Source organism: Thioclava litoralis (genome assembly GCF_045278885.1).
Taxonomy (GTDB): domain Bacteria; phylum Pseudomonadota; class Alphaproteobacteria; order Rhodobacterales; family Rhodobacteraceae; genus Thioclava; species Thioclava litoralis.
Genome location: NZ_CP135443.1, coordinates 650066 through 677042 on the forward strand (window position 1 = coordinate 650066; position 26977 = coordinate 677042).

At 61.7% G+C, this 26977-nt stretch carries 26 protein-coding genes; 11 read left to right on the plus strand and 15 right to left on the minus strand.

Going from position 1 to position 26977, the window contains the following annotated elements; genetic code table 11:
• Positions 1–645, minus strand: a complete 645-nt coding sequence (locus tag RPE78_RS03105) for an SDR family NAD(P)-dependent oxidoreductase (RefSeq protein WP_339108038.1) — start codon at positions 643–645, stop codon at positions 1–3.
• 362 nt (positions 646–1007) lie between these two features.
• On the opposite strand from RPE78_RS03105, the gene RPE78_RS03110 reads away from it, so the two are divergent.
• Complete coding sequence (locus tag RPE78_RS03110) at positions 1008–2567, plus strand: 2-isopropylmalate synthase (protein WP_339109537.1); 1560 nt, start codon at positions 1008–1010, stop codon at positions 2565–2567.
• 68 nt (positions 2568–2635) lie between these two features.
• Here RPE78_RS03110 and RPE78_RS03115 read toward each other — a convergent pair whose 3' ends face one another.
• Positions 2636–3634: an acyltransferase family protein gene (locus RPE78_RS03115; RefSeq protein ID WP_406721220.1), complete on the minus strand. Its 999-nt coding sequence runs from the start codon at positions 3632–3634 to the stop codon at positions 2636–2638.
• Positions 3635–3919: 285 nt separating this feature from the next.
• On the opposite strand from RPE78_RS03115, the gene RPE78_RS03120 reads away from it, so the two are divergent.
• The 6 genes from RPE78_RS03120 (at position 3920) to RPE78_RS03145 (ending at position 10682) form a co-directional block, all read left to right on the plus strand.
• Positions 3920–4957 carry a rod shape-determining protein gene (locus RPE78_RS03120; protein WP_339108040.1) on the plus strand — a complete coding sequence of 346 codons (1038 nt, stop codon included), beginning with the start codon at positions 3920–3922 and terminating at the stop codon, positions 4955–4957.
• A gap of 130 nt (positions 4958–5087) precedes the next feature.
• The gene (mreC, locus tag RPE78_RS03125) at positions 5088–6014 is read left to right on the plus strand and encodes a rod shape-determining protein MreC (RefSeq protein ID WP_339108041.1); all 927 of its coding nucleotides are present in this window, start codon (positions 5088–5090) and stop codon (positions 6012–6014) included.
• Positions 6007–6546: a rod shape-determining protein MreD gene (locus RPE78_RS03130; protein WP_339108042.1), complete on the plus strand. Its 540-nt coding sequence runs from the start codon at positions 6007–6009 to the stop codon at positions 6544–6546. Before mreC ends, RPE78_RS03130 begins: the two co-directional genes overlap by 8 nt.
• 81 nt (positions 6547–6627) lie before the next feature.
• Positions 6628–8574, plus strand: a complete 1947-nt coding sequence (gene mrdA, locus RPE78_RS03135) for a penicillin-binding protein 2 (protein WP_406721221.1) — start codon at positions 6628–6630, stop codon at positions 8572–8574.
• 17 nt (positions 8575–8591) lie between these two features.
• A complete protein-coding gene (gene rodA / locus RPE78_RS03140) occupies positions 8592–9731 on the plus strand; it encodes a rod shape-determining protein RodA (RefSeq protein WP_339108044.1) in 1140 nt (379 codons plus the stop codon).
• Positions 9732–9740: 9 nt separating this feature from the next.
• Positions 9741–10682: a 2-hydroxyacid dehydrogenase gene (locus RPE78_RS03145; RefSeq protein WP_406721222.1), complete on the plus strand. Its 942-nt coding sequence runs from the start codon at positions 9741–9743 to the stop codon at positions 10680–10682.
• A gap of 27 nt (positions 10683–10709) precedes the next feature.
• On the opposite strand, the gene hisG is transcribed toward RPE78_RS03145, so the two are convergent.
• Genes hisG through hisS form a run of 3 tightly spaced genes read right to left on the minus strand, consistent with a single transcriptional unit; the run spans position 10710 to position 13986 of the window.
• On the minus strand, positions 10710–11417 hold the full coding sequence (gene hisG / locus RPE78_RS03150) for an ATP phosphoribosyltransferase (RefSeq protein WP_406721223.1): 708 nt from the start codon (positions 11415–11417) through the stop codon (positions 10710–10712).
• A complete protein-coding gene (locus RPE78_RS03155; RefSeq protein ID WP_406721612.1) occupies positions 11414–12484 on the minus strand; it encodes an ATP phosphoribosyltransferase regulatory subunit in 1071 nt (356 codons plus the stop codon). Before RPE78_RS03155 ends, hisG begins: the two co-directional genes overlap by 4 nt.
• On the minus strand, positions 12484–13986 hold the full coding sequence (hisS, locus tag RPE78_RS03160) for a histidine--tRNA ligase (RefSeq protein WP_406721224.1): 1503 nt from the start codon (positions 13984–13986) through the stop codon (positions 12484–12486). The genes RPE78_RS03155 and hisS overlap by 1 nt, the downstream gene beginning before the upstream one ends.
• A gap of 164 nt (positions 13987–14150) precedes the next feature.
• Here hisS and RPE78_RS03165 point away from each other — a divergent pair, with 164 nt between their 5' ends.
• On the plus strand, positions 14151–14354 hold the full coding sequence (locus tag RPE78_RS03165) for a SlyX family protein (RefSeq protein WP_339108049.1): 204 nt from the start codon (positions 14151–14153) through the stop codon (positions 14352–14354).
• 87 nt (positions 14355–14441) lie between these two features.
• On the opposite strand, the gene RPE78_RS03170 is transcribed toward RPE78_RS03165, so the two are convergent.
• Entirely contained in the window at positions 14442–15170 is a 729-nt protein-coding gene (locus RPE78_RS03170; RefSeq protein WP_339108050.1) for an SDR family oxidoreductase, read from the minus strand.
• Positions 15171–15304: 134 nt separating this feature from the next.
• On the opposite strand from RPE78_RS03170, the gene argB reads away from it, so the two are divergent.
• Positions 15305–16198, plus strand: a complete 894-nt coding sequence (gene argB, locus RPE78_RS03175) for an acetylglutamate kinase (RefSeq protein ID WP_406721225.1) — start codon at positions 15305–15307, stop codon at positions 16196–16198.
• A 130-nt stretch (positions 16199–16328) separates the two neighbouring features.
• Positions 16329–16850, plus strand: coding sequence for a histidine phosphatase family protein (locus RPE78_RS03180; protein ID WP_339108051.1), 522 nt, complete (start codon positions 16329–16331; stop codon positions 16848–16850).
• 297 nt (positions 16851–17147) lie between these two features.
• On the opposite strand, the gene RPE78_RS03185 is transcribed toward RPE78_RS03180, so the two are convergent.
• From RPE78_RS03185 to crcB, 8 genes are all read right to left on the minus strand, one after another.
• On the minus strand, positions 17148–17930 hold the full coding sequence (locus RPE78_RS03185) for an amino acid ABC transporter ATP-binding protein (RefSeq protein ID WP_339108052.1): 783 nt from the start codon (positions 17928–17930) through the stop codon (positions 17148–17150).
• Between the two features lie 15 nt (positions 17931–17945).
• Positions 17946–19262, minus strand: coding sequence for an amino acid ABC transporter permease (locus RPE78_RS03190; protein WP_406721226.1), 1317 nt, complete (start codon positions 19260–19262; stop codon positions 17946–17948).
• A gap of 1 nt (position 19263) precedes the next feature.
• Positions 19264–20517 carry an amino acid ABC transporter permease gene (locus tag RPE78_RS03195; protein ID WP_406721227.1) on the minus strand — a complete coding sequence of 418 codons (1254 nt, stop codon included), beginning with the start codon at positions 20515–20517 and terminating at the stop codon, positions 19264–19266.
• Between the two features lie 130 nt (positions 20518–20647).
• Positions 20648–21664: an amino acid ABC transporter substrate-binding protein gene (locus RPE78_RS03200; RefSeq protein WP_406721228.1), complete on the minus strand. Its 1017-nt coding sequence runs from the start codon at positions 21662–21664 to the stop codon at positions 20648–20650.
• 219 nt (positions 21665–21883) lie between these two features.
• The gene (locus RPE78_RS03205) at positions 21884–22597 is read right to left on the minus strand and encodes an ATP12 family chaperone protein (protein WP_406721229.1); all 714 of its coding nucleotides are present in this window, start codon (positions 22595–22597) and stop codon (positions 21884–21886) included.
• A complete protein-coding gene (locus tag RPE78_RS03210) occupies positions 22594–23256 on the minus strand; it encodes an HAD-IA family hydrolase (RefSeq protein ID WP_339108057.1) in 663 nt (220 codons plus the stop codon). Before RPE78_RS03210 ends, RPE78_RS03205 begins: the two co-directional genes overlap by 4 nt.
• Entirely contained in the window at positions 23256–24311 is a 1056-nt protein-coding gene (locus RPE78_RS03215; RefSeq protein ID WP_339108058.1) for an RluA family pseudouridine synthase, read from the minus strand. The genes RPE78_RS03210 and RPE78_RS03215 overlap by 1 nt, the downstream gene beginning before the upstream one ends.
• Positions 24308–24682 (minus strand): fluoride efflux transporter CrcB, encoded by a 375-nt coding sequence (gene crcB, locus RPE78_RS03220; RefSeq protein WP_339108059.1) that lies wholly within the window; start codon positions 24680–24682, stop codon positions 24308–24310. Before crcB ends, RPE78_RS03215 begins: the two co-directional genes overlap by 4 nt.
• A 160-nt stretch (positions 24683–24842) precedes the next feature.
• On the opposite strand from crcB, the gene RPE78_RS03225 reads away from it, so the two are divergent.
• Positions 24843–26177, plus strand: a complete 1335-nt coding sequence (locus RPE78_RS03225) for a replication-associated recombination protein A (RefSeq protein ID WP_406721230.1) — start codon at positions 24843–24845, stop codon at positions 26175–26177.
• Here RPE78_RS03225 and RPE78_RS03230 read toward each other — a convergent pair.
• Positions 26174–26719, minus strand: coding sequence for an autoinducer binding domain-containing protein (locus tag RPE78_RS03230; protein WP_406721231.1), 546 nt, complete (start codon positions 26717–26719; stop codon positions 26174–26176). The genes RPE78_RS03225 and RPE78_RS03230 overlap by 4 nt on opposite strands.
• Between the last annotated feature and the right edge of the window lie 258 nt (positions 26720–26977).

Sequence of the window (26977 nt, forward strand, 5' to 3'; positions counted from 1 at the left end):
TCACCACTCTACTGATTTGCCGGAATAATCCCAGAAACCACCGCTTTGTTCCGGCGTCAAACCCTGAAGCACCGAAAGCAGCCGTTCTGCCGCCTCATCCGGCGAAACCTTATCCATCGTGTAATTGCTGGTGAAGGCCGTGGCGACCGTACCGGGATGCAGCGCCGCCACCACGAGTTCGGGAAATTTGCGCCGCAATTCGATAGAGGCCGTGCGCACAAGCTGGTTAAGCGCCGCTTTGGAGGCACGATAGGAATACCACCCGCCCAGATAGTTATCGCCAATCGAGCCGACCCGCGCCGACAGGACTGCCAGATGGGCGCGGCTGTCTTTCGGCAAGAGGCGGGTGACATGTTTCATCACCAAGGCAGGCCCCATCGCATTCACCGCGAAAAGGCGCATCATCTCGTCGGCTTTCAGCGTCGCAAGCGACTTTTCCGGTGTGCCCAGAATGCCCGACGCGATGACCACCATATCGAACGTGCCATCCAGCCCCGATATGACCGCCTCGATCTTGGCCTCTTCCGAGATGTCGAAACCGTCACGGGCGCGCGAAAGGCCCAAGACCTCGTGCCCGCCCCGCTCCAGACGGTCCCGCAGGGCCTCGCCTATCCCGCCCGTATCGCCGATGATCAATGCGCGCATCGCTGCCCCCTACTGCTCCCTACCTGAAATTGCCGCAGTGCAGCATGAATTCAACCCTAAAAAAGGACCGATACGGCCATTTTTCGCTTTTCAATACGGATCTGATGCCTATAGTCCAGCCCATGATGACATGCAGCGCAAATACTTTCACCTCGCAGGCCGCCCAAGGGCGTGGCCCGACGGTTGGTGCCGGCGCGCTGCGCGGCCTTCTCCTTCTTCTTACGCGCCTCTGAGCGTGCCCTTGGGCGCGACCGCTCGGAGGTAGCCAGCGCCCAAGCCACCCGATGCCCAAGCGGATTGCTGGCCATCGGGGTCCAATCGCGTTAAGAGCCGTTTACGAGGAGACAACCATGGCTGCGAACATGACCGATAATTCCCAAGTTCTGATCTTTGACACCACCCTGCGCGACGGCGAGCAATCGCCGGGTGCGACGATGAGCCATAACGAAAAGCTCGAAATCGCCGGTTTGCTCGATGAAATGGGCGTGGATATTATCGAGGCAGGCTTCCCGATCGCGTCCGAAGGCGATTTCGCCGCTGTCAGCGACATTGCGAAAAACGCCAAGAATTCGGTGATCTGTGGCCTCAGCCGCGCCAATTACAAGGATATCGACCGCTGCTGGGAGGCCGTGAAACACGCCGCCCGCCCCCGTATCCATACCTTCATCGGCACCTCGCCCAGCCACCGCGAGATCACCAAGCTCAATCAGGACGAGATGGTCGAGCGGATCTTCGAGACCGTCACCCATGCCCGCAACCTCTGCGAGGACGTGCAATGGTCGGCGATGGATGCGATCCGCACCGAGCGGGACTATCTCTGCCGCGTGGTCGAAACCGCGATCAAGGCGGGCGCCACCACGATCAACATCCCCGATACCGTGGGCTACACCCTGCCCGACGAATCGGCAGAGATCATCCGCATGCTCCTGGAAAAGGTTCCGGGCGCGTCGGATGTGATCTTTGCGACCCATTGCCACAATGACCTCGGCATGGCGACGGCGAACAGCTTGGCCGCTGTCTCGGCAGGGGCCCGCCAGATCGAATGTACGATCAACGGCTTGGGCGAACGTGCGGGCAATACCGCGCTGGAAGAGGTCGTCATGGCGCTGCGCGTCCGCCGCGACCTGATGCCCTATCAGACCAAGATCGACACCACCAAGATCATGAACCTCTCGCGTCGTGTGAGTCAGGTTTCGGGCTTTGCGGTGCAGTTCAACAAGGCGATCGTCGGCAAGAACGCCTTCTTGCATGAATCGGGCATCCACCAGGATGGCGTGCTGAAAAACGTCGAGACTTTCGAGATCATGAAGCCCGCCGATATCGGCATCACCGAAACCAATATCGCGATGGGCAAGCATTCGGGCCGTGCCGCGCTGCGCTCGAAGCTGAAGGAACTGGGTTACGATCTGGCCGATAACCAGTTGCAGGACGTTTTCGTGCGCTTCAAGGCTTTGGCCGACCGCAAGAAAGAGGTCTATGACGAGGATCTGATCGCGCTGATGACCGATAGCGCCGCCAATACCGGCGAAGACCATCTGCAAGTGAAGAAACTGCGCGTGATCTGCGGGTCGGACGGCCAAGAGGCCGATCTGGTGATGACCGTGAATGGCGTTGAGAAAACCGCGCATTGCCAAGGCGACGGCCCCGTAGATGCCTGCTTCAACGCGGTCAAGCAGATCTTCCCGCATGGCGCGCGCCTGAAGCTCTATCAGGTGCAGGCCGTGACCGATGGCACCGATGCACAGGCCACCGTTTCGGTGCGTCTCGAAGAGGATGGCCGCATCGTGACCGGCTCGGCCGCCGATACCGACACCATTCTGGCCTCGGTCAAAGCCTATGTCGGCGCGCTCAACCGTCTGATCGTGCGCCGCACCAAGACAGCACCGGATGCCGATATGAAAACAGTGTCGTTCAAAGAGTGACCTGACCGATTACAACAACGGATGACGGCGCGGAGTTTTCCGCGCCGTTTGTCTTGCGCCCTAGCCCTCTAAAGCACGGGCACCGCCCGATTGATCCGGCGCAACAGCGGCACAGAGGCCAGAGATAGCGCGATCACCGCCACCCCCTTGGCCAGATAGGGCAGATCCGGCACGATCAGCGCCAGAATATCGATCCACAGCACATGCACCAGATAGATCCCCGTGGACCACGCGGAGGATACCTGCCCCCTTCCGCCCCAATTCCGGCTTTGCAGCGTCAGGAACAGGAACGAGATGAAGGCCGCGCTGGACAGGAAGATATCGAACGGACCAACGGCATTGAACAAAAAGTCGTTTACCCCGACTTCCAGCACGAACAAACCCGCAGCCGCCCAGAAAATCACGCGTTTTCTTGTCTTTCCCAATCGGGCCCAAGCGCCCGAAAAACGCGCGGTCACATCTCCCAATGCCATGAACGGAAACGCGAAAAACAGGAAGTTACGCGCCAGCGCCCCGTCTGCCGAAATGGGCAAGCTGCCAAAGGCGGGGCTTTGGTCCACCCGCTGCCCATATTGCAGCACCGCCCCCAGCGCCAAAATCGCCAAGGCCAGCGCCAGCAGCATACGGGCGGAAAGCCCCCGCACAAGAGACAGCATGACCGCGCTGATCAGGGCGGCCAACAGATACCAGAGCTGCCAGTAGCCCACCACAAGATTGGTGACGAAAAGCTGCATATTGGCCTGCGGCAACCAGAACGGCATATAGACCAGCGTCCAGATCACATAAAGCCCCGCCATCCGGCGCAGCAATCCCGTGATCCCGCGTGCAACCTGCGTCTGGAAATAGAACCCCGTTACGAAGAAGAAAAAGGGCACACCCAGCCGTGCGAAATTATTCCCGATCAGGATATTCAGCGGGCGGGACAGGTCGGCAAATATCCCCGTATGCAGGCAGACAATCGACAGTGCGAAAGCGATTTTCGCCCATTCGATCGCAGCGATACGTCCGGTGGTGGCGGTGGCGGGCCGGATCTGCGCGGTCCCTGTCCAGATCATGCTATTGGTCATGTCCCCTCCTGCCCGACCCCAACCCGCAGCAAAAGCCCGAGGTCCGACACCATCGCGTGATTTTCAGGCATGTTCGGAAAGTGACAGTTTTCGCGCGGAATCCCGCCCTTTTACCGGCTGAATATCGCGTATAGGCCACTCGCAACCATGTGATGGGCGGATAGGTGCATCATTGCAATGTCGTGAGGGCAATTAGACTTTCCGCCCTCGTCATCCTTGACTATACGGGCTTGGGGGCGACCACCTGAGTCGCCAAGGCATTTACAGGGCAGTGCAGGACGAAACATGGTTAGCTTGGGCGGAATCTTTTCATCGGACATGGCGATCGACCTCGGGACGGCGAATACGCTTGTCTACGTGAAAGGGCGTGGCATCGTACTGAACGAGCCCTCCGTTGTAGCCTATCACGTCAAGGACGGCAAAAAGCAGGTTCTGGCCGTGGGCGAGGATGCCAAGCTGATGCTGGGCCGGACGCCGGGGTCCATTGAAGCCATCCGGCCGATGCGCGAAGGCGTCATTGCCGATTTCGACAGCGCCGAAGAGATGATCAAGTACTTCATCCGCAAGGTGCACCGCCGCTCGACCCTGTCCAAACCGAAAATCATCTGCTGTGTGCCCCAAGGTGCAACCCCCGTTGAAAAACGCGCCATCCGTCAGTCGCTGATCTCCGCCGGTGCCCGCCGCGCCGGTCTGATTGCCGAACCGATTGCGGCGGCCATCGGCGCGGGCATGCCGATCACCGATCCCACCGGCTCGATGGTGGTCGATATCGGCGGCGGCACGACCGAAGTCGCAGTGCTCTCGCTGGGCGATATCGTCTATGCCCGCTCGGTGCGTGTGGGCGGCGACCGGATGGATGAGGCGGTCATCGCCTATCTGCGTCGCAATATGAACCTGCTTGTCGGGGAAGCCACCGCAGAGCGGATCAAGACCACCATCGGGTCGGCCCGCATGCCCGATGACGGGCGTGGCGCATCGCTTTCGGTGCGCGGGCGCGACATCCTGAACGGCGTGCCGAAAGAGGTAGAGATCACCCAGGCCCAGATCGCCGAAGCACTGGCCGAGCCGGTGCAGCAGATCTGTGATGCCGTGATGCAGGCGCTGGAGACCACCCCGCCGGATCTGGCAGCCGATATCGTGGACCGTGGCGTCATGCTCACGGGGGGCGGCGCGCTGCTGGGCGAACTGGATCTGGCGCTGCGGGAACAGACCGGCCTGTCGATCTCGATTGCCGACCAGTCGCTGAACTGTGTGGCCCTGGGCACCGGCAAGGCGCTGGAATATGAAAAACAACTGCGTCACGTGATCGACTTCGACAGCTAAGGCTGCCTCGCGTGCGAATGTGATCATGGGCGGGCGTCTGCTGCGTTGAGCGGGGCGCCCGTTTTCGTTATATACCTCGCCTGATCGGCATGAGATACGGCCAAGGCTCACCCAGCTTCCGGAGAAGGACGTGGCAAGACACCGCGACGAAGAGGACTATCTCGGCCCGCTGCGCCGGATTGTCATTGCCATTCTCGCACTCGCCCTTGTGGCGACGGTCATTCTGTGGCGCGTGGATAACCCGCGTGTCGAGCGGCTGCGTTCGGCCTTCATCGACAGATACGTTCCGACCTTTGACTGGGCGATGGTGCCGGTGACCAAGTTTCTGGATATGGTCGAGGGCTTCCAGTCCTACGCACGGCTTTACGACCAGAATCAGGAACTGCGCCGCGAGTTGCAGCAGATGAAGGCGTGGAAAGAGGCCGCCGTCCAGCTCCGGCAGGAAAACGACAAACTTCTGGCACAGAACAATGTCCGGCTTGATCCAAAGCTGACCTCGGTGTCGGGCGTGGTGCTGGCCGATAGCGGCTCGCCCTTCCGGCAGTCGGTGCTGCTGAATATCGGCTCGCGCGACGGGATCGTGGATGGCTGGGCGACGATGGATGGTCTGGGGCTTGTGGGGCGTATCTCGGGCGTCGGCAAGACCACCTCGCGGGTGGTGCTGCTGACCGATTCCTCCTCGCGCATTCCGGTGACCTTGCAGCCTTCGGGCCAGAGAGCGATCATGTCGGGCGACAACTCGCCTTTCCCGCCGCTTGATTTCCTTGAACATCCCGACCGTATTCAGGCCGGTGACCGCGTGGTCAGCTCGGGCGATGGCGGTGTGTTCCCTGCCGGTCTGCTGGTCGGACAGGTTGTCGAGCGCAACGGTCGGCTGCGCGTCCGGCTGTCTGCCGATTACGAGCGCCTCGAATATCTCAAGGTGCTGCGGTCGCATCCGGCAGAGCAGCTGAAAGGCGTCGGGGCGCTGATCCCGCCCCCGATCGGCAAGATCGACAGCGAACAGCAGGCGCTGCCACCAGCCCCGCAGGCACAGAACGGGCAAAGCAATGGTTGACCCGCTGACCTCGCGGATATGGATGCACCGATGCCTGTTTCTGGTGATCGCCTCGGCCATCATCTTCATCCGGCTGCTGCCCGTTTCGCCCACCTATCACGGCATTCCCGGCCCCGACCTGACCCTTGCCTTCGCTCTGGCATGGGTTCAGCGCCGCCCCGATTATGTGCCCGCCCTGCTGATCATCGCGGTGTTTTTCGTGCAGGATCTGGTGTTCTGGCGGGTGCCGGGGCTGTGGACCCTGATCGTGCTTCTGGCCACCGAATGGCTGCGCAAGCGCGAATTGCGCCTGCGCGAGATGCCCTTTGCCGTCGAAATCGCGATGACTGCGGTTATTCTTGTGGCGATGGTCTTGCTGGAACGTCTGGTCATGACCGTGTTGATGCTTGACCAACCGCCGCTCGGGCGTGTCCTGCTGCAGGCCCTGACCACGTTGATCGCCTATCCGGTCGTGATCGGACTGTCGCGGCTGGCCTTCGGGCTCAAGCGGGCGGTTCCGGGCGAGGTTGATGATCTGGGCCATAGTGTCTAGCCCGCAAGGCCGCCTTCCCCCGGGCACGCGCCCCGTGCCCGCACCGATATTCCTGTCAGGATTTTCTGAAAAGGACAGCGCATGAAACAGACCGAAAAGACGATCCGGGAAAGTCAGGGCCGCATCACACGGCGCGGTCTCATGCTGGGCGGCATCCAGCTTGGTGTGATGGGCATTCTCACCATGCGGATGCGCAAGATGCAGCTGGAGGATTCCGAGAATTACCGGATGCTGGCCGAGGGCAACTCGGTCAAGTTCCGGCTGATCCCCCCCACGCGCGGTCTGATCTACGAACGGAATGGCCTGCTGATTGCCGGAAATGAACAGCTTTACCGAATCTCGATCACGCGCGAGGATGTCGATGACCTTGATCGGGTGATGGCAGATCTGCGCGAGCTGATCCCGATGACCGATGAACAGGTCACGGATATGCTGGCCGAATTGCGCAAACGTCCGCGCACCGTGCCGGTGACCGTGGCCGACCGTGTCAGCTGGCAGGAGTTTTCGCGCGTGGCGGTCAATGCGCCGGCCCTGTCGGGTGTCACCCCCGAGGTGGGGCTGTCGCGCATTTACCCCCGCCACGAGGATTTCGCACATATTCTGGGCTATGTCGGGCCGGTTTCCGACTATGACCTGTCCAAGATCGAGAACCCCGACCCCGTTCTGATGCTGCCGGGCTTCCAGCTTGGCAAACTGGGCGTTGAAGCCAAACTGGAAGACGAATTGCGCGGCAAAGCCGGTCAGCGTCAGGTCGAGGTCAATAGCGCGGGCCGCGAAATGCGCGAGCTTGGCCGCCGCGAGGGCACGCCGGGCGAGAATGTGCAACTGACGCTGGATTACAAATTGCAGAATTTCGCCCTGCAACGGATGGGCGATGAATCCGCCGCCTGCGTGGTGATCGACGTAACCAATGGCGATGTGCTGGCCTGCGCCTCGGCCCCGTCTTTCGATGCCAACCTCTTTGTGCGTGGCATCTCTGTCAATGATTACAAGACCCTGACCCAAGATGACCACCGCCCTCTGGCCGACAAGACCGTGCAGGGCCTCTACCCGCCGGGCTCCACCTACAAGATGGTCACGGCGCTGGCCGCGCTGGAGGCCGGTCTGGTGACGCCGGACGAGAAAATCTATTGCCGCGGCTTTACCGAAATTTCCGGTCGCCGTTTCCACTGCTGGAAACATGCGGGCCACGGCTATCTGAACATGATGCAGAGCCTCGAACAGTCCTGCGACTGCTATTATTACGAACTGGCCCAGCGGGTCGGGATCGACCGGATGTCGGCCATGGCCGAACGGCTTGGCTTCGGGCAGAAACCGGACCTGCCGATGTCGGCGGTGAAAGACGGGATCGCCCCCACCCGCGCTTGGAAACGCGAGCGCTACGGCAAGGACTGGCAGGTGGGCGATTCTGTCAACGCCTCGATCGGTCAGGGCTATGTGCTTGTCTCGCCGATGCAACTGGCCATCATGGCGGCGCGGATCGCCTCGGGCAAGGAAATCACGCCCCATATCATCAAGTCCAAGAACGGCATCGAAGTGCCCCGCCCCGAGCCCGCACATCTGAACATGCCGGACGCCATGCTCAATAATGTCCGGCGCGGGATGGACGCGGTGGTCAATGGTGTCCATGCCACGGCGGCCAAATCCAAAGTGGTCAAGGCCGAATGGCGTATGGCGGGCAAAACCGGCACCAGTCAGGTGCGGAACATCACCGCCGCCGAACGGGCGCGCGGGGTGATCCGCAATGACCAGCTGCCGTGGAAGCGCCGCGATCACGGGCTGTTCGTATGCTACGCACCGGTCGATAATCCGCGCTATGCGGTCTCGGTGGTGGTCGAACACGGGATGGGCGGCTCGACCGCGGCAGCCCCGATTGCACGCGATGTCATGCTGTTTGCACTGGCAGGTGGCCTGCCGCCGCTGGATGCCTACCCCAAAAGCCAGCGCGCCCAGATCGAAGAGCGGTTCTCGAAGCTGAATCTGGTTGATCCCGATCTGGCCAAACCCTCCGGCACCAGCCGCGCCTGAGATGCGAGGACCATTGCATGAGCTATCTTGAATCCAATCTCAAAACCGTCCCCACGGGTCTGCGCAAGATCCTGTTCATCAACTGGCCGCTGGTGATCCTGCTTTCGGCGGTCGCTTCGGTGGGCTTTCTGATGCTTTATTCCGTGGCGGGCGGGGATATCCACACATGGGCCGAGCCGCAGATGGAACGTTTCGGCATCGGCATCGCGGCGATGTTCATCGTGGGCTTCACGCCGATCTGGTTCTGGCGCAATGTCTCGGCGCTGATCTATCTGGTGGCACTGCTGCTGCTTCTGGCGGTGGAGCTGTTCGGGGCGATCGGCATGGGGGCGCAGCGCTGGCTGGAAATCGGGCCGGTCCGTATCCAGCCTTCCGAGTTGATGAAGATCGCCGCTGTGATGCTGTTGGCGGCCTATTATGACTGGTTGGACGTCAAGAAGGTGTCGCGCCCGATCTGGGTGCTGATCCCCGTGATCCTGATCCTGTTGCCCACCTTTCTGGTGCTGACCCAACCCGATCTGGGCACCGCCGTCCTGCTGGTTGCGGGGGGCGGGCTGGTGATGTTCTGCGCCGGTGTCAGCCTTTGGTATTTCGGCACGGTTATCGCCCTTGTCTGCGCTCTTGTCTTTACCGTCATGGAAAGCCGCGGCACCGACTGGCAGCTTCTGCATGACTACCAGTATAAACGCATCGACACCTTCCTTGATCCGGGTGCCGACCCTCTGGGGGCGGGCTATAATATCATGCAGGCCCAGATCGCGCTGGGGTCGGGCGGGCTGCACGGGCGCGGCTATATGCAGGGCACGCAATCGCGGCTGAACTTCCTGCCCGAGAAACATACCGACTTTATCTTCACCACACTGGCCGAGGAATTCGGCTTTGTCGGTGCTTTCTCCCTGCTATGCCTTTATGCGGGGATCATCGGTTTTTCGGTGCATTCGGCCTTGCGGAACAAGGACAGGTTCTCCTCCTTGCTGACATTGGGGATCGCAGGCACCTTCTTCCTGTTCTTCGCCATCAATATGGCGATGGTGATGGGGCTGATGCCGGTGGTGGGTGTGCCGCTTCCGCTTGTATCTTATGGCGGAACCGCGATGATGATCCTGCTTGCCGCCTTCGGCCTTGTGCAAAGCGCCCATATCCATCGCCCCCGATAGGAGCCTTTCATGCCCCGTATCCTCTTTGCCGCCACCGAAGACGACTGGCACGATTACCGCCACTGCCTTCCGAAAGCCTTGCAGGACAAGGGCCTCCACGCCGAGCTCATCCCCTATCACGAAGGGCTGGACCCTGCGCTGGTGGAGTATATCGTCTATGCGCCCGCAGGCCCTTTGCAGGACTTCAGCCCCTATACCAAGGCCCGCGCCGTGCTATCGCTTTGGGCGGGGGTCGAGAAGATCGTGGGCAATACCACTCTTACCCAGCCCTTGTGCCGGATGGTCGATGAGGGGCTGGAAAAGGGTATGGTGGAATGGGTGCTGGGCCATGTGATGCACCACCATCTGGGCTTGGGCTTCTTTGGTGCCCATCAGGATGGCGTCTGGCGCAATGACCGTGCGGCCCCTCTGGCATCAGACCGCAAAGTGACCGTTCTGGGCTTGGGGGCTTTGGGGCAGGCCTGTGCAAGAATGCTGGCGCAGGTGGGCTTTGATGTGACCGGCTGGAGCCGCAGTGCCAGGGCCCTTGACGGCCTCACCTGCCTGCATGGCGAGGCGGGTCTGACGCAGGCGCTCTCCAGCGCCGAGGTGCTGGTGACGATCCTGCCGCAAACGCCCGAGACCACCAATCTGCTGGATGCCGCGCGTCTGGCACTTCTGCCCGAGGGGGCGGTGATCCTGAACCCCGGACGCGGCACGGTGCTGGTGGACGACGCCCTTCTGGCCGCGCTGGATGCAGGGCAGATCGGCCATGCGGTGCTGGATGTCTTCCGGCAAGAACCCCTGCCCGAGGCGCATCCCTTCTGGGCGCATCCCCGCGTGACCGTGACCCCGCATATCGCCGCTGCTACCCGCCCAGAGACGGCGTCAAAAATGGTGGCCGAGAACATCGCACGGGCCGAGGCAGGACAGCCCCTGCTGCATCAGGTCAACCGGACACGCGGCTATTGAAAAAGGCGCCCTAGGGCGCCTTTCCTGTCACAGATCCTGCGTCTCGACCTGTAGCTGCGCCGCAAAGCGGGCGAAATTGTCAGAAACCGAACCCCAGTCCGCCGAGCGGGAGGCAAAGAGCGTCGCCTGCGACTGATGGATCATGCCGTCCGACAGGATCTTCAGGTGATTGGCCCGCAGCGTTTCGCCCGAGGAGGTGATATCGGCGATCGCCTCGGCGGTGAGGTTCTTCACCGTGCCCTCGGTCGCGCCTTGGCTATCGACGAGCTGATAATCCGCCACGCCCTCACGGGTCAGGAATTCGCGCACCAGACGGTGATATTTGGTGGCAATCCGCAGCCGCATGCCGTGGGTCACGCGGAAAGCATGGGCCACCGCATCAAGGTCTTCCAGCGTATCGACATCGGCCCAGCAATCGGGCACAGCGATGATCAGATCGGCATGGCCAAAGCCCATCGGTGCCAGATCGACCACCTGCTTGTTCCAATCGACCAGCTTGTCACGCACCAGATCGGACCCCGTGACGCCCAGATGGATGCGCCCTGCCGCCAGTTCACGCGGGATCTCGGAGGCCGACAGCAGCACCAGCTCCACGCCCTCGGCCCCTTCCACAGCACCCGCATACTCACGGTCGGACCCCGTGCGCTTCAGCGTTACGCCGCGTTCCGCGAACCACGCAAAGGTCTTTTCCATCAGCCGCCCCTTGGACGGCACACCCAGCTTGATCATGCTCATCGGCCTGCCTCCAGATCTGCCAATACGCCCGGACGGATGACGCCGCCCACGGCCGGAATCTCGGCACCCTGCCCCAGAATGCGGGTCAGCGCATCATAGCGCCCGCCGGTGGCTACAGGCGGCATATCGGGGTTCTCGGTGGCAAAGCTGAACACGAAGCCGTCGTAATATTCCATCGTGGAACGCCCGTGGCTTGCGTCAAAGCGCAAGGCACCCAGATCAATCCGGCGGGCCTTGAGGGCGGCCAGACGGTTCTCCAACCGCTCGATCGCCGGAGCAATCGCCGGAATGTCCAAAGCCCGCAGTGCGGCAGGCGCATCCGCGGCGGCGCAGTTCAGCGCAAACAGCGCATCGAGCTTCTCCACATCGGACCGCGAAATCGGCGCGGCCTCGGCCTCTTCCTTCAGCACGGAAATCCGCAGCTCCATCTCGCCCGAAGACCGCAAGCCGATCCACGGCGCTTCCGAGCGCATGCCACCCAGCGTCTCGCGACGCGTCTCGGGCACGGGCACAAGCCCCGCATAACGCTGAAGCAGTTTCTGGAACCGCGCGGGCCGCCAGATATGACGCGAAAGCGCCGCCTTGCGGGCGGGCATCGTATCAAGCCCATCCACCGCCGCGCGCAGAATCCCGAAATCACCGATGGTGGCGGTCAGACCCAGCCGCGACAGAAGCCCGTTGAACAGCGCAAACACCTCGGCATCGGCGGTCTCGGGGTCCTCGCGGTCGAAGACCTCATAGCCCACCTGCTGGTATTCCACCGCACGGGCGGAGCCAAGATGATCCTGACGGCGGAAAACCTCTCCCAGATAGCAATAGCGCGCAGGCTCGGCACCGCCTGCCATATGCGCCTGCACCACGGGCACGGTGAAATCGGGGCGCAGCATCATCTCGCCCTGACCCGGATCATGGGTGACATAGGCGCGGGCGCGGATATCCTCGCCGTAAAGGTCCAGAAGCACTTCGGCGGGTTGCAGGATATCGGGCTGGATCTCTTGCGCCCCTGCCGAGAGGAAAGATTGCAGGATGCGCTGGCCGGTGGCGCGGGCCTCGGTCTTGGTCGCCATCATTTCACCTCGTAGCGGGCCAGCATCTTACGCGTCTCGGCCACCAGATCGGCGCGCGAGACCTCGACCTGAGCGGGTTGCGATTTCCATTCCTCAAGGCTGGCTTCCTGCGCAAGCTTCGCGCCCAGAACCAGATCCTTAAGCTGCAGCACGCCGCGATCCGCCTCATCCGAGCCTTGGATCACCGCCACAGGGCTTTCGCGTTTATCTGCGTATTTCAGCTGGTTACCAAAGTTTTTGGGATTACCCAGATAGACCTCGGCGCGGATACCGGCGGCGCGCAGCTCGGCGGCCATCAGCTGGTATTCGCCCATCCGGTCGCGGTCCATCACGGTGATGACCACGGGGCCTTGGTGGCTGGCACCGATCCGGCCCTTGGCTCGCAGCGCGGCCAGCAGACGGTCCACGCCAATCGAGACACCCGTCGCAGGCACCTCTTGGCCGGTGAAGCGTTTCACCAGATCATCATAGCGTCCGCCGCCCGAGACCGAGCCGAACTGGCGCTTGCGGCCCTTTTCGTCAAGAATTTCAAAGGTCAGTTCGGCTTCAAAAACGGGGCCGGTGTAATAGCCAAGACCACGCACGACGGACGGATCAATCTCGATGCGGTCCGAGCCAAAGCCCTGAATATCCAGCAGTTCCGCGATCTGTTCGAGTTCATTCACCCCTTCGGCCCCGATCAGCGAGCCGCCGACCAATTCGCGCAGACGCGCCGCCGTGGCCGTGCCGGTCGCGCGTTTGGCGGACATGAAGCCCATCACGATATCGCATTGCTCGGGGGTCAGGCCTGCGCCTTTGGTGAAATCGCCCGACTCGTCCAGACGCCCCGGCCCCATCAGAAGGCGCACGCCCTCTTCGCCGAATTTGTCGAATTTGTCGATGGCGCGCAGGACGGTGCCGCGCTCTTCCTCGAAACGGGTCGGATCAGACGGGTCCAGCACGCCCGCGACCTCCATCACGCCATTCAGCACCTTGCGGTTATTCACGCGCACAAGGTAGTCGCCGCGCGGGATGCCCACGGCCTCGAGCGCGGTGGAGAGCATGCCGCAGATCTCGGCATCGGCGGCCACGGTGCCCGAACCAACCGTATCGGCATCGCATTGATAGAACTGGCGGAACCGGCCCGGACCGGGTTTTTCATTGCGCCAGACGGGGCCCATCGTATAGCGGCGATAGGGGCTGGGCAGGTCATTGCGGAACTGCGCCGCGACCCGCGCCAAGGGGGCGGTCATATCATAGCGCAGCGCCAGCCATTTGCCGTCGTCTTCTTCCTGCCACGCGAAAACACCGGCATTGGGGCGGTCCACATCGGGAAGGAATTTGCCAAGCGCCTCGACGGTTTCCACAGCCGAGGTTTCCAGCGGGTCGAACCCATGAGAACGATAGACCTCGGCAATGGTTGCGAGCATTTCCTGACGCTCGGTCACTTCCGAACCGAAGTAATCGCGGAAGCCTTTCGGCGCTTCGGCCTTGGGGCGGGGCTGTTTCTTCTGCTTGGCCATGGTCTTTCCCAATACTGGTTGTGGCCAAGGCAATAGCGGCTTGCGCCAAAGGGGGCAAGGCTTTGGGGGGCGGTTGGAATGATGATTTCCCTTTGAGCGCAAGCATGGCATAAGCGCGCCAGACCTTTCGGGTGGCTCGGCCACCCTTGGCAGTGGAGAGCGGAATGGATCGCAGCACGCAACTGGAAGAGAAACTGGCCCATCTGACCCGCATGGTCGAGGACCTGTCGGATGTGGTGGCGCGTCAGGACGGGCAGATCACCAAGCTGGAGCATCGGGTGTCGATGCTTCTGGAGCGCGAGGCGCAGCGCGAATATGACGACAGCAGCGCGATTCCTCTGGCCGACCAGCGCCCCCCGCATTGGTGATTGTTTCTGGGGGCCTCGGCGCATCGGGGCATCGAGCCCCTTGCGCCTCGCGAAGACCGCCCCTTTGGGCGGCTTCGGGCACCCTGTTCAGACGTGTTGGCCGCCATTGACCTCGATCTCGGTACCGGTGACATAGCTTGAGGCATCCGAACAGAGATAATAGATCAGATCGGCCACTTCGGAAGGCTGGCCCAGACGGCGCATCGGGATATTCTCGACGATTTTCTCGGTGCCGGGCGACAGGATCGAGGTCTCGATCTCGCCCGGGGCGATGGCATTGACACGCACCCCTAGAGGCCCGAAATCATGGGCCATTTCACGGGTCAGCGCCTTGAGGGCTGCTTTGGACGTGGCATAGGCCGCCCCCGCAAAAGGATGCACCCGCGAACCCACGATCGAGGTCACATTGACCACCGAGCCTTTCGCCGCGCAGAGTTCCTCCTTCAGCCCGCGTGCCAGCACGATGGAGGCGAAGAAATTCACATGGAACACCTGCCCCCATGTCCGCAGATCGGTTTCCAGCGCGGAAAGCCGCCCGCCCTCTTTGGTTTTGGGTGAGATCCCCGCATTATTGACCAGCGCATGTAGCTTGCCATCGAGACGGTTATGGATTTCGGCAATGGCATTCATCGTCTGCTGGGGGTCGGCCAGATCCAGCTGGATATGGTCATCCTCGCCGCCCCAGGGACAACGCGGGTCGAAAGGCTGCCGCGAGCAGGTCAGCACCCGCCAGCCTTCGCGGTCGAACCGTTTCACGGTGGCATGGCCGATCCCGCGGCTGGCTCCGGTCAGTAGGATCACCTTGCGTTCGTCCATGATACGACTCTCCTGATAGATACAGACAAGACCTAGTAGTTCTGTCGGGAACCGCAAGGCCTCACGTTCTGTCGCATGCTCTTCACACTTCGCGCAGAACGTCCTAACAAGGTTCATCTTCACGGAGACAGCGCATGAGACCCCAGACCATGAAACAAGACTGGCCCGCCGCCGCCCGCACCCTTTCCGAAGCCCTGCCCTATCTGCAGCGCTATTCCGGAGCCGTCGTCGTTGTGAAATTTGGCGGCAACGCCATGGGCGATGATGACGCCATGGCGCAATTCGCCCGCGACATCGTGCTGATGCGACAGGTCGGCGTGAACCCCGTGGTGGTGCATGGCGGTGGTCCGATGATCAACGAGATGCTCGACAAGCTGGGCATCAAATCCGATTGGCTGCGCGGCAAGCGTGTCACCGACAAGGCCACGGTCGAAGTGGTCGAGATGGTGCTGACCGGCCTTGTGAACAAGCGCATCGTTCAGGCGATCATGGATGAGGGCGGCCGTGCCGTAGGGATCTCCGGCAAGGATGACGACCTGATGGTCTGCGAGGCCGATGACCCCGAGTTGGGGTTTGTGGGCCGCCCCGTCGAGATGAATGTGCAGGTGATCCGCGATCTGTATAATGCGGGCATCATTCCGGTGATCGCCCCTGTTGCCACCGGCATGAAGGATAACGAGACCTTCAACGTGAATGGCGATACCGCAGCCGGTGCCATTGCTGGCGCGCTGAAGGCCGACCGCCTGCTTCTGCTGACCGATGTGAAAGGCGTGAAAAACAAGGCCGGTGAGGTCGTCACGCAGATGACCCCCGAGGAAGTGCGGGCCATGATCGCCGATGGCACGATCGCGGGCGGGATGATCCCCAAGACCGAAACCGCGCTTGCGGCGGTCGAGGCGGGCGTGCGCGCGGTGGTGATCCTTGACGGACGTGTGGACAATGCCTGCCTGCTGGAGCTGTTTACCGAAGGCGGCGCCGGATCGATGATCCGCTCCAGCACGCCGCGCGTAAAGCCGCAAACGGCCTGACGCGCCGCGACGGAAATCGCAAGCTCCCTTCCGAGGGGGCTTGCCGCATCAGGGCAGGCTTGGCACAGTGAGCCTGTGATCCGGACTGCCAAGTGATCACAATTTCACCTTAGACAGAAGGGCTTGCCTTATGACGACTCCTGCCGGGTATCGCCGCCTGATCCTGACGCGACATGCCAAGTCCAGCTGGGACGACCCGACCCAAGATGATTTTGACCGGCCCCTCAATCAGCGAGGCCGCTTTGCGGCAACCGAGCTGGGGGATTTTCTGGCCTCGCGCGGGTTGGAGCCGGAAGAAGTGCTTTGTTCGCCTGCGGCGCGCACAAAAGAGACATGGGCGCGGGTCAAAGGCGCGGTTCTGGAGAGCCTGCCAGCCGAACATTTCATCCCCGAACTCTATCAGGCCAATGCCGCACAGCTACTGGCCACGCTCCGGCAGGCACATATGCCGACGGTCATGATGCTGGCACATAATCCCGGCATCGCGGATTTTGCTGCGAGCCTGCCCGCGCGGGTGCCGCTCTCCTCGGATTTCCGCCGCTATGTGACCTGTGCAACGCTGGTGGTGGATTTCCAGATCGATAGCTGGGCCGAGCTGAAACCGGGCAGCGGGTCGGTGATCGATTTCTTCACCCCCAGCCGCCGCGGCTAAGCTGCCATATCAACTCTGCGGTGACCTCTTCGGGCCTGCAGGCCGAAGCCTCTGTCGCTGGCGGCTTCGGCAGGTTTCGGGGCGCTTTTCTTTCAGGCGGTTGCCCGACCGAGATGGATTTACCCGCGGCGCCTGCCGCCTGCTGCCATGAGCAAGGGCATGGAAAAGGGCCGATGGGAACGCGCCCCACGGCCCTGAGGGTATCCGACAATGGGGGCCGGATCGGCCTGGGGCATTGAACCCCAAGCCGATCCGGTCGGGGGCGATGCCCCCTCCGCGCCCTAACCGACGCCAGTCTCAGTGATTGAGGATCTGGCTCAGGAACTGCTTGGTGCGTTCCGACTGCGGGTTGTGGAAGAAGTCATGCGGGTTATTCTGCTCCACGATCTGACCATCGGCCATGAAGATCACGCGGTCAGCCACGGATTGCGCGAAGCCCATCTCGTGGGTCACGCAGAGCATGGTCATGCCCTCTTCCGCCAGTTCGATCATGGTGTCGAGCACCTCCTTGATCATCTCGGGGTCAAGCGCCGAGGTCGGCTCGTCGAACAGCATGATCTTCGGCATCATGCACAGCGAGCGGGCAATCGCCACACGCTGCTGCTGGCCGCCCGAAAGCATGCCCGGATATTTATGGGCCTGATCGGGGATCTTCACCTTTTCAAGGAAATGCATCGCGGTTTCTTCCGCCTGCTTCTTCGGGATCTTGCGGACCCAGATCGGTGCCAGCGTGCAGTTTTCCAGAATCGTCAGATGCGGGAAAAGATTGAAGTGCTGGAACACCATCCCGACTTCCGAGCGCACCTTGTCGATGTTCTTGAGGTCGTTGGTCAGCTCGGTGCCATCCACGATGATCTTGCCCGACTGGTGTTCTTCCAGACGGTTGATGCAGCGGATCATGGTGGATTTCCCCGACCCCGAAGGCCCCGCGATCACGATCCGCTCGCCACGGGTGACGGTCAGATTGATGTCGCGCAGAACGTGGAACTGGCCGTACCACTTGTTCATGCCCTCGATACGGATTGCGACCTCGTCGGAAGCCTTCGGATTAGCAGCAGGTGCCATAGTCATATCAGCCATTTGTCTCTGGCCTCCTTATCGGTGGTCACGTTTCAGCTTGCGCTCGAGATACATCGAGTAGCGCGACATGCCGAAGTTGAAGAGGAAGAAAATCACCCCCACGAAGATGAAGGGTTCCCAGTAGATGCCCTTCCATTCGAAGTTGTTGCGGATTGCATCGGGGATGGATTTCAGCGGATCATAGAGGCCCACGAAGGTCACCAGCGTCGTATCCTTGAACATGCCAATGAAGGTCGACACGATACCCGGGATCGAGATCTTCAGCGCCTGCGGCAGGATGATCAGCCGTTGCGCTTTCCAGTAATCCAGACCCAGCGCATCGGCGGCCTCATATTGGCCACGCGGCAAGGCTGCCAGACCACCACGGATCACCTCTGCAATATAGGCCGCAGAGAAGAGCGTCACCAGAATCATCACCCGCAGGATGATGTCGAAGCTGGTGCCCGGCGGCAGGAAGTAGTTCAGCAGGGTCGAGGCCACGAACAGCAGCGTGATCAGCGGAACGCCACGGATGAACTCGATGAAGATCACCGAGAGCGTCTTGATCAGGAACATATTCGACTGGCGGCCAAGCGCCAGCATGATCCCCAAGGGCAGCGACAGGCCGATGCCCCCTGCCCCGATCACGATGGCCAGCAGGAAGCCCCCGAACTGGTTCGAGCCTACCGGCGTGATGGCGACGGGCAGCACTGCGGACAGCGCGGCATCGACCGGATCGGTGGCATAGAGCCAGAACAGCACCGGCAGCACAATGGCCGCCGCCACCGCCAAGACCTTGTTCAGCGGCGTCACCAGACGCAGCGCGGCAAACCCCAGCGCAAAGCCCACGGCGATCATGATCACCGGCCAGAGAGAGCCGCCCCACAGCAGCCATAGGGCCAGCAGCGGATAGGCCGCCGAGAAGGCCAGCAGCATCCGCGGCAACTGCGAGAACAGCACCGGCGCAATCGCGACGAAAAGCAGCACGAAGGTCAGGGTCGGACGCCAGTAGAGATCGCTCGGATAGAAGCCGAAGATGATCTGGTTCCAGCGATGCTTGATCACCGCCCAGCAGGCACCGTTCGCGCCCTCGCCCCATGTATCGGCAATGATCTTGCGACATTGCGACAGGCTATCGGCATTCCAGACGCCATGCAGAAACCACGCATAGAAATGCATGACAAACATATAGACGACGGCCAGCCCCAGAAGGGTCAGGACGGTGTTGCTCCAGCCGGAGAACAGGTTCTCGCGCAGCCATTTCACCGCGCCGGACTGGGCCGAAGGCGGCTCTTGCTGCGGCAACATGGTGTCGCGCACATAGGCCACGGTTTGTGCATGTGTATCGCTCATCTCACCGCTCCTTCAGCTTTACAGACCGGTTATAGAGGTTCATCACGCCGGAAATGGCCAGCGAGACAGCAAGATAGATCAGCATCATCAACAGGATGGCCTCGATCTCGCGACCGGTCTGGTTCATCGTGATCCCGCCCAGCGTTCCGCGCAGGTCCATATAGCCCACGGCAATCGCCAGCGAGGAGTTCTTGGTCAGGTTGAGATATTGCGAGATCAGCGGCGGCACGATCACCCGCAGCGCCTGCGGCAGGATCACCAGCTTCATCGTGCGGCTCGGACGCAGCCCGAGGGCAAATGCCGCCTCGGACTGCCCGCGCGACACCGACATGATGCCCGCACGGACGATTTCCGCGATGAAGGCACCGGTGTAAAGCGTCAGACCCAGCCACAGCGCGACCAGCGCGTTCGACACATCCACCCCGCCGGTAAAGTTGAACCGCTCGAGCACAGGCGGGTTCAGTGTCATGCCGAGCGCCGCCAGCAGGACGATGGCAGGCACGAACAGGATCAGAGCCGATTTCCACCATGTCGCAGGACGCAGACCCGTGGCGCTTTGCACGCGGGCCGCATGGGCGCGCAGCTTGCGATTGGCCCAGAGCGACAGCAAGACCACAGCGGCGAAGGCGAGGAAGTTCAAAGAGATCGGCGCAAGCGGTGTATCGATCACGCCCAGACCGCGGGAAAATTCGACCCCCGGAATATGGGTGCCGCGATTGGTGAAGGCCACCGTATCAAACAGCAACATCGAGGCCGCAGGATGCTCGCCGCGATAGGCCGCAGGCGACGGCGTCAATTCGGTCAGTACGGCCACAGCCACCAGAATCCAGAGCAGCACCGGCACATTGCGGAACGCTTCGACATAGATCGTCATCAGGCGCGAGATCAGCCAGTTTTTCGACAGCCGCAGGATCCCCACGACCACGCCGAGGATGGTGGCCGCCACACAGCCAAGGAACGAGACCCAGAGCGTGTTCAGCAGCCCCACCAGCGCCGCGCGGGCATGGGTGTCGTCATTGCTGTAGGGGATCAGGGTCTGGGCGATGTCATAGCCCGCCCGCTGCCCCAGAAAGCTGAAATTGAAATCCTTGCCCAGCAGCGCGAAATTCGCGATCACGTTATCGACGAGCCAGAGCACGCCAAGCATCACGAGGATCAACGTGACGATCTGGATGGTCAGAGACCGGTAGCGCGTATCGTATATGAGATCGCTGAGCCGGAAGCCACGCTCCGGCCCATCATGCGCATTTGACATGAGTTATACCCCTGTATCCGGCAGAGCGGCGGATTGGTCGCCAATGAGGTCGTTGCCTCGCCTGCAGGCTTGTTTTTATTGGAATGGAAAAGGGGCGCACGGTTGCCCTGCGCCCCTTCTCGCGTTGTGCTTAGCGGAAGGGCGGCGCGTAAAGCAGACCGCCTTGGGTCCACTGTGCGTTCAGCCCGCGCGCCAGACCGATCGGCGTGGATTCACCGATAGTGGCCGCGAAGATCTCGCCATAGTTGCCGCCCGCCTTGATGGCGCGCTTGGCCCATTCCGCGTCCAGACCGAACATCTTGCCCAGATCGCCCTCGGTACCCAGAATCCGGCGGATTTCCGGATTCTCGCTCGAGCTGGCCAGCTCGTCGGCATTGGTCGAGGTGATGCCGTATTCCTCGGCGGCGATCAGCGCGTTCAGCGTCCAGCGGACGATGTCGCCCCACTGGTTATCGCCATGACGCACCGACGGGCCAAGCGGCTCTTTGGAGATGATTTCCGGCAGGATGATGTAATCGCCCGGATTGGCGAAAGCGGCACGGGTGGCAGCCAGACCCGACGCGTCGGTGGTATAAGCGTCACAGGCCCCCGCGAGGAATTGCTGTTCGCCTTCCGAGTTGGTGTCGACCGAAACCGGATTATAGGTCATGCCATTGGCTTTGAAATAATCGGCAAGGTTCAGCTCGGTGGTGGTGCCGGTCTGGATACAGACGGTCGCACCATCAAGTTCCTTGGCCGAGGTCACGCCCAGATCCTTGCGGACCATGAAGCCCTGACCGTCATAATAGTTCACGCCCGCAAAATCGAGTTTCAGGTCGACATCGCGCGAGAAGGTCCAGGTGGTATTGCGCGACAGCAGGTCGATTTCGCCCGAGCTCAGCGCCGTGAAACGGTTCTGGCTGGATACCGGCACATAGGTGACCTTGCTGGCATCGCCCAGAACGGCGGCAGCAACGGCTTTACAGATCGCGACGTCGAAGCCGGTCCAGTTGCCATTCGCATCCGGCGTTGCAAAGCCCACCAGACCCGAGTTCACGCCACAGTTGAGCGTGCCGCGCGCCTTCACATCATCCAGCGTCGAAGCGGACGCGATGCCGGCGGTCAGACCGGTCGCGGCCAATGCGCCGAGAAGTGCAAGTTTAGTCATTATTACCTCTTCCTGAGTTGCCACTCTTTTGAGCGGTTCTTAAGCGGTTCTCTTCCGGTCATGTCTCCGCAAGAGACTGTGAGGTTATCCCCAGTGCCAGAATTGTGAGCGAGTTACCGCGCGGAGGTCAAGGGACCAATCCACTTTCAACCAAGAAAATCGCTCAGCGAATAGGCAAATGCTCAGGAAGAAATCGAAAACCTAGCCATTTAGACAGGCTTATTTACCATGTAATAAAAGCCAAAACCGCTCGGCATCCAGTAGCGCCTGTTTTTTGACCATATCTGCAAGATGGGCCTCTTCGTCCTGCCCCCACTCTTCGGCCTGAAAGCTTTCGTCGATCCGCGAAAGCGTGAAGGCAGATTCTGCCTGCAGATGGCCCTCGATGACCGCCAGCCCGAGAATCAACGACCCCGTGATTCCGACCAGATCATGCAGCGCCGAAAGCTGGAAAGGCGTCAGAGCCGCCACATGGGCACGCAGAACCTGCAGATCCGCCTCCGGTTGCGCCACCGGCAAAAGCCCCTGTGTCACGTTCAGCACGACCCCAAAACGGTCTTTGGCCCATGCCAGAAGCGGGTCCCAGCCCTGCGCCTGACGCTCGGCCAGAACGGCGGGCGTCGTCGCACGATAACACAGCAGATCGGTGCCGCCATATTCGGCGATATAGGCCGCAACTTCGGCATGCTGGCTGGCAACCTTGTCGATTGCGGCATTGGCAGCACGGGTCAGCGGCATGGTTTCGGGCCGGATCTCGCCCTCCTGCGCCTCCCATTCCGCAGCGATCGCCTGCGCCAATGCGCGGCTTGGCACGGCAAACGGTGCCTTGGCGGGGGTTTTCACCGCACGCTCATCCAGCGCCACGCCGAAGCCGTTATCCTGCGCCGTAACGGTGGTCTCTTTCCAGAAACGTTTCGCAGTCCAGGTGCTCATTTTTGCGCCTCCGCCATATTGCCCAGAAGCTCCTCAAGCTCGTCAAAATCCGTCACGATACGGTCGGCCCCCACCTCGCGCAGCGCCTCGACAGGATGATAGCCCCAGGACACACCGATGGTCCGGACGCCCGCTGCCCGCCCCATCTGGATGTCATAGCTGGTATCGCCGATCATCACCGCCTGATCCGCCCTCATCCCCGTCTCGAGCAATGCCGCCTCGACCATCGAGGGATGCGGCTTCGACGGGTGGTCATCGGCGCATTGCAGCGACTGGAAATGCGTCTCCAGCCCGTGATATTCCACCAGCGCCCGCAACCCGCGACGCGACTTTCCGGTGGCCACTGCCAGAACGGTATCCTCGCGCCGGTGGAGACGGTCCAGCAGCTCCCGCGCGCCCGGATAAAGCGGGGCCGGACTGGCGGCACGGGCGGATTTGTAACTGGCTTTATAGCCCGCAACCACCGCATCGCGGATCTCCTGCGAGGCCTCGGGCAACAGCCGCACCAGCGCCTCGGGCAGGGACAGCCCGACGATCGACAGCACTTCGGATGTCGGCAGCGGCGTCAGCCCAACGGCTTCGAACCCCATCGCCATCGCATGGGTGATATGGTGCTGACTGTCCGATATCGTGCCATCGACGTCGAAAATGGCCAGCATCACATCATATCCTCGAAGGGATCGGCGGGCACGTCATTCTCGTGCCAGTCCAAGAGCTTCCATGTCCGCTTCATATGCTCGGGCAGAGGTGCCTGAAGGGTGATGCGCTTGCCGGTGATGGGGTGGTCGAAACTGATCTGGCGGGCATGCAGATGCAGTTTGCGCGACACTTCGCCGCCCAGCTGCGCCCCCCAGCCATCGCCCATATTGTCCTGCCCCGAGCCGCCATATTTGCCATCCCCCACGATCGGGTTGCCCAGCTCGGCCATATGCGCACGCAACTGGTGGGTGCGCCCCGTGATCGGCACCAGCGCGACCCATGACAGGCGCTGCCCAAGGATATGCAGCGTGAAATAATCGGTGGTGGCGCGCTTGGCCTCGGGATGTTCGTTCATCTTGGCCGGATGCACGCAGATCATCTTCTCGCCCGCACCATGCGGCCCGTGCCCGCCCTGCTTTTCCAGACCATAGCGGATGGTGCCGAATTTCGGCTGCGGCGCACCGGCCACGGCAGCCCAGTAGATCTTGCGGGTGGTCTTGCGGCGGAAGGCCTCGGACAAGCGGCGCGCCACGCGGTCGGTGCGCGCCAGCAGCAGCACCCCCGAGGTATCCTTATCCAGACGGTGCACCAGCTTGGGGCGCTCCTTGTAGCCGAACATCAGCGCCTCAGCGAGGCCGTCCACATGGACATGCCCCTGCCCCGAGCCACCCTGCGACGGCAGCCCCGGCGGCTTGTTGAGAGCGATGATATGCTCGTCTTTCCAGATCACACAGGACTGGATCATCTTCTCCTGCTCGGGCGTGATTGGCCCGCGCGCGGCGCCATCGATCTTCGGCTCGGGACGTTCCTCGGGCAGCGGCGGCACGCGCACCTCTTGCCCTTCTTCCAGACGATGGGCCGGTTTCACCCGCCCGCCATCCACGCGGATCTGCCCCTTGCGGCAGAGCTTTTCGACCATGATCTGTGTGATCTGCGGGAAGCGCTTCTTGAGAAAGCGGTCCAGCCGCATCTCTGCCCCATCCGCGTCGACTTTGATGTTTTGAACCTTGCTCATGCCAGCACCCAGCGCATTACATGCACTCCGAAAATCAATCCAAGAAGAGACGCGATCAGCGAAATCGCGACATAGACACCCGCCAGACCGGTCTCTCCGCGCTCGATCAGCGTCCAGGTCTCCAGCGAGAAAGAGGAGAAGGTGGTGAACCCGCCCAGAATACCGGTCGCCAGAAAGGCGTTCCAGTGGGTCAGTTCCTTCTGCCCCAGAAAGGTGATCAGCGCGCCCATCAGAAACGAGCCGACGATATTGACGAAGATCACCCCCAACGGGATCTGTTGCGGCCCGATCAGCCGCAAGATCGCCACGCCGGACAGATAGCGCCCCGATGCCCCGATCGCGCCACCCAGCGCCACTTGTACTACCGTCATCAACATCCGCGTCTCCTGTCGTGGGCGCTCAAACCCCGCATACGGGCCGATGTCAACCGGTCGGCCCGCGCCTTGCCTGCGCGCTTGTGCCATATTCAAACCGTCAATGCACCGCAAATCCCGTATTCATCTCGTGCAATATCGGGATTACTGTGCCGATATGAATGATCTGTTCGACAATAGCCCCGAGATGCCCGCCTCCACGCCGCCCGCCCGCGCCAGCGAATCGCGCGACCGGCCTTTGGCGGATAGCCTGCGCCCGAAAGACCTGAGCGAGGTGATCGGCCAGACGCATATTCTTGCCCCCGATGCGCCTCTGGGGCGGATGCTGGCCACTGGCAAACTGTCCTCGATGATCCTCTGGGGGCCGCCGGGGGTGGGCAAGACAACCATCGCGCGGCTGCTGGCGGATGCCTCCGACCGCCACTTCGTCCAGATCAGCGCGATCTTTTCGGGTGTGCCCGAATTGCGCAAGGTGTTTGACGCCGCCAAGACCCGCCAGCGCGCGGGTCAGGGCACGCTGCTATTCGTGGACGAGATCCACCGTTTCAACAAGGCCCAGCAGGACGGCTTCCTGCCACATATGGAGGATGGCACCATCGTGCTCGTGGGAGCGACCACCGAGAACCCCAGCTTCGAGCTGAACCGCGCCCTTCTGTCCCGCGCGCAGGTGATGGTGCTGCACCGGCTGGACGCAGCCGCGTTGGGCGAGCTGCTGACCCGCGCCGAAGCCGCCCGCGGGACGCCCCTGCCCCTGACCGAGGAGGCGCGTGCCACGCTGGTGGCTATGGCCGATGGCGACGGGCGCGCGATGCTGAACCTTGTCGAACAGGTGGCCGCCATCCGCACCAGCCAGCCGATGGATGCCAAAGAGCTGGCCCAACGCCTGCAACGCCGCGCGGCTCAATATGACAAGACGGGAGACGAGCATTACAACCTGATCTCGGCGCTGCATAAATCGGTGCGCGGCTCCGACCCTGACGCCGCGCTCTACTGGTATGCGCGGATGCTGGAGGGCGGCGAAGACCCGCGCTATCTGGCGCGGCGGTTCGTGCGCATGGCGGTGGAAGATATCGGGCTGGCCGACCCGCAGGCGCAAAGCCACGCGCTGCATGCATGGGAAATCTACGAGCGTATCGGTTCGCCTGAAGGCGAATTGGCGCTGGCGCAGACAGTGATCTATCTGGCCTTGGCCCCGAAATCCAATGCGGGCTATGTGGCCTATAAAGGGGCGCGGGCGCTGGCGAAGCAGACGGGGTCGGCCCCGCCGCCGAAACATATCCTCAATGCGCCGACCAGCCTGATGAAAGAGCAAGGCTATGGCGAGGGCTATGCCTATGACCATGATGCCGAAGACGGGTTCTCCGGCCAGAACTACTTCCCCGACAACGTCCCGCGAACGCAGCTTTACGACCCGCCCGACCGCGGGTTCGAACGCGAGATGCGCAAACGGATCGACTGGTTCGCCAAGCTACGCGCCAAAAGGACCCCCTAGATCAGGCGGTGTTCACGCGCCTTGCGGATCGCCTCTGACGTGGTGCGGGCACTCAACCGGATACGCGCCGATTTGAGCCGCGCCTTGAACGCGCTTTCGGTAATGCCCAGACGCGCCGCCGCCGCTGTATGCCGGTCCCCTGCGGCCAGAAGGCGCAGCGCCTCTGCCTGCGCATCGGTCAGCGAAAGACTTTCCTCGTGATGCTCGTGCAGGATATGGGTGATGCGCTCTAGCGTGGCCAGCTCGTCATCGGTAAATTCACGCCCGGTATGGGAAATCCCGACGATCGAACGCGACGACATCGGCCCGACCCCCGCAACCGCACCGTAATTCAGCCCGAAACGGCGCGCCTGCTCGAAGATGCCGAAAGGATCGGGAAACCGGATCTCGCTCCAGCGGACCCGCCCCGTATGGGAAATCCCCCAGAAGACCACGGGATCGCGCAGATAATAGGACCGCTCGTTGTAAAGCTGGATCCATTTGGGATCATAACTCGTATGATAAATGCGTGCCTGCGCAAAACGGACGTGCAAACCAACCATAAATCCGGCTGGCGCGAGCTCGTTGAGCTCATCAAGCAGACCTTGCGTTTTAGAATCAAAAGACATGGCAGCCTAACGTTTAACTAAAAGAAGCAGCCAGCCCAAGCCAAAGGCCTACCGGTCTGCCAAGAAATCAAACAGCGCACCAAATAATGCGCCACTTCACCAGTTGCGGCGCCCCCTATTTCACCTTTCCACTAAAATCTTAAATAAACCATTGAAAAACCCCGCCCAAACGGGCGGGGTTTGATCTTATCA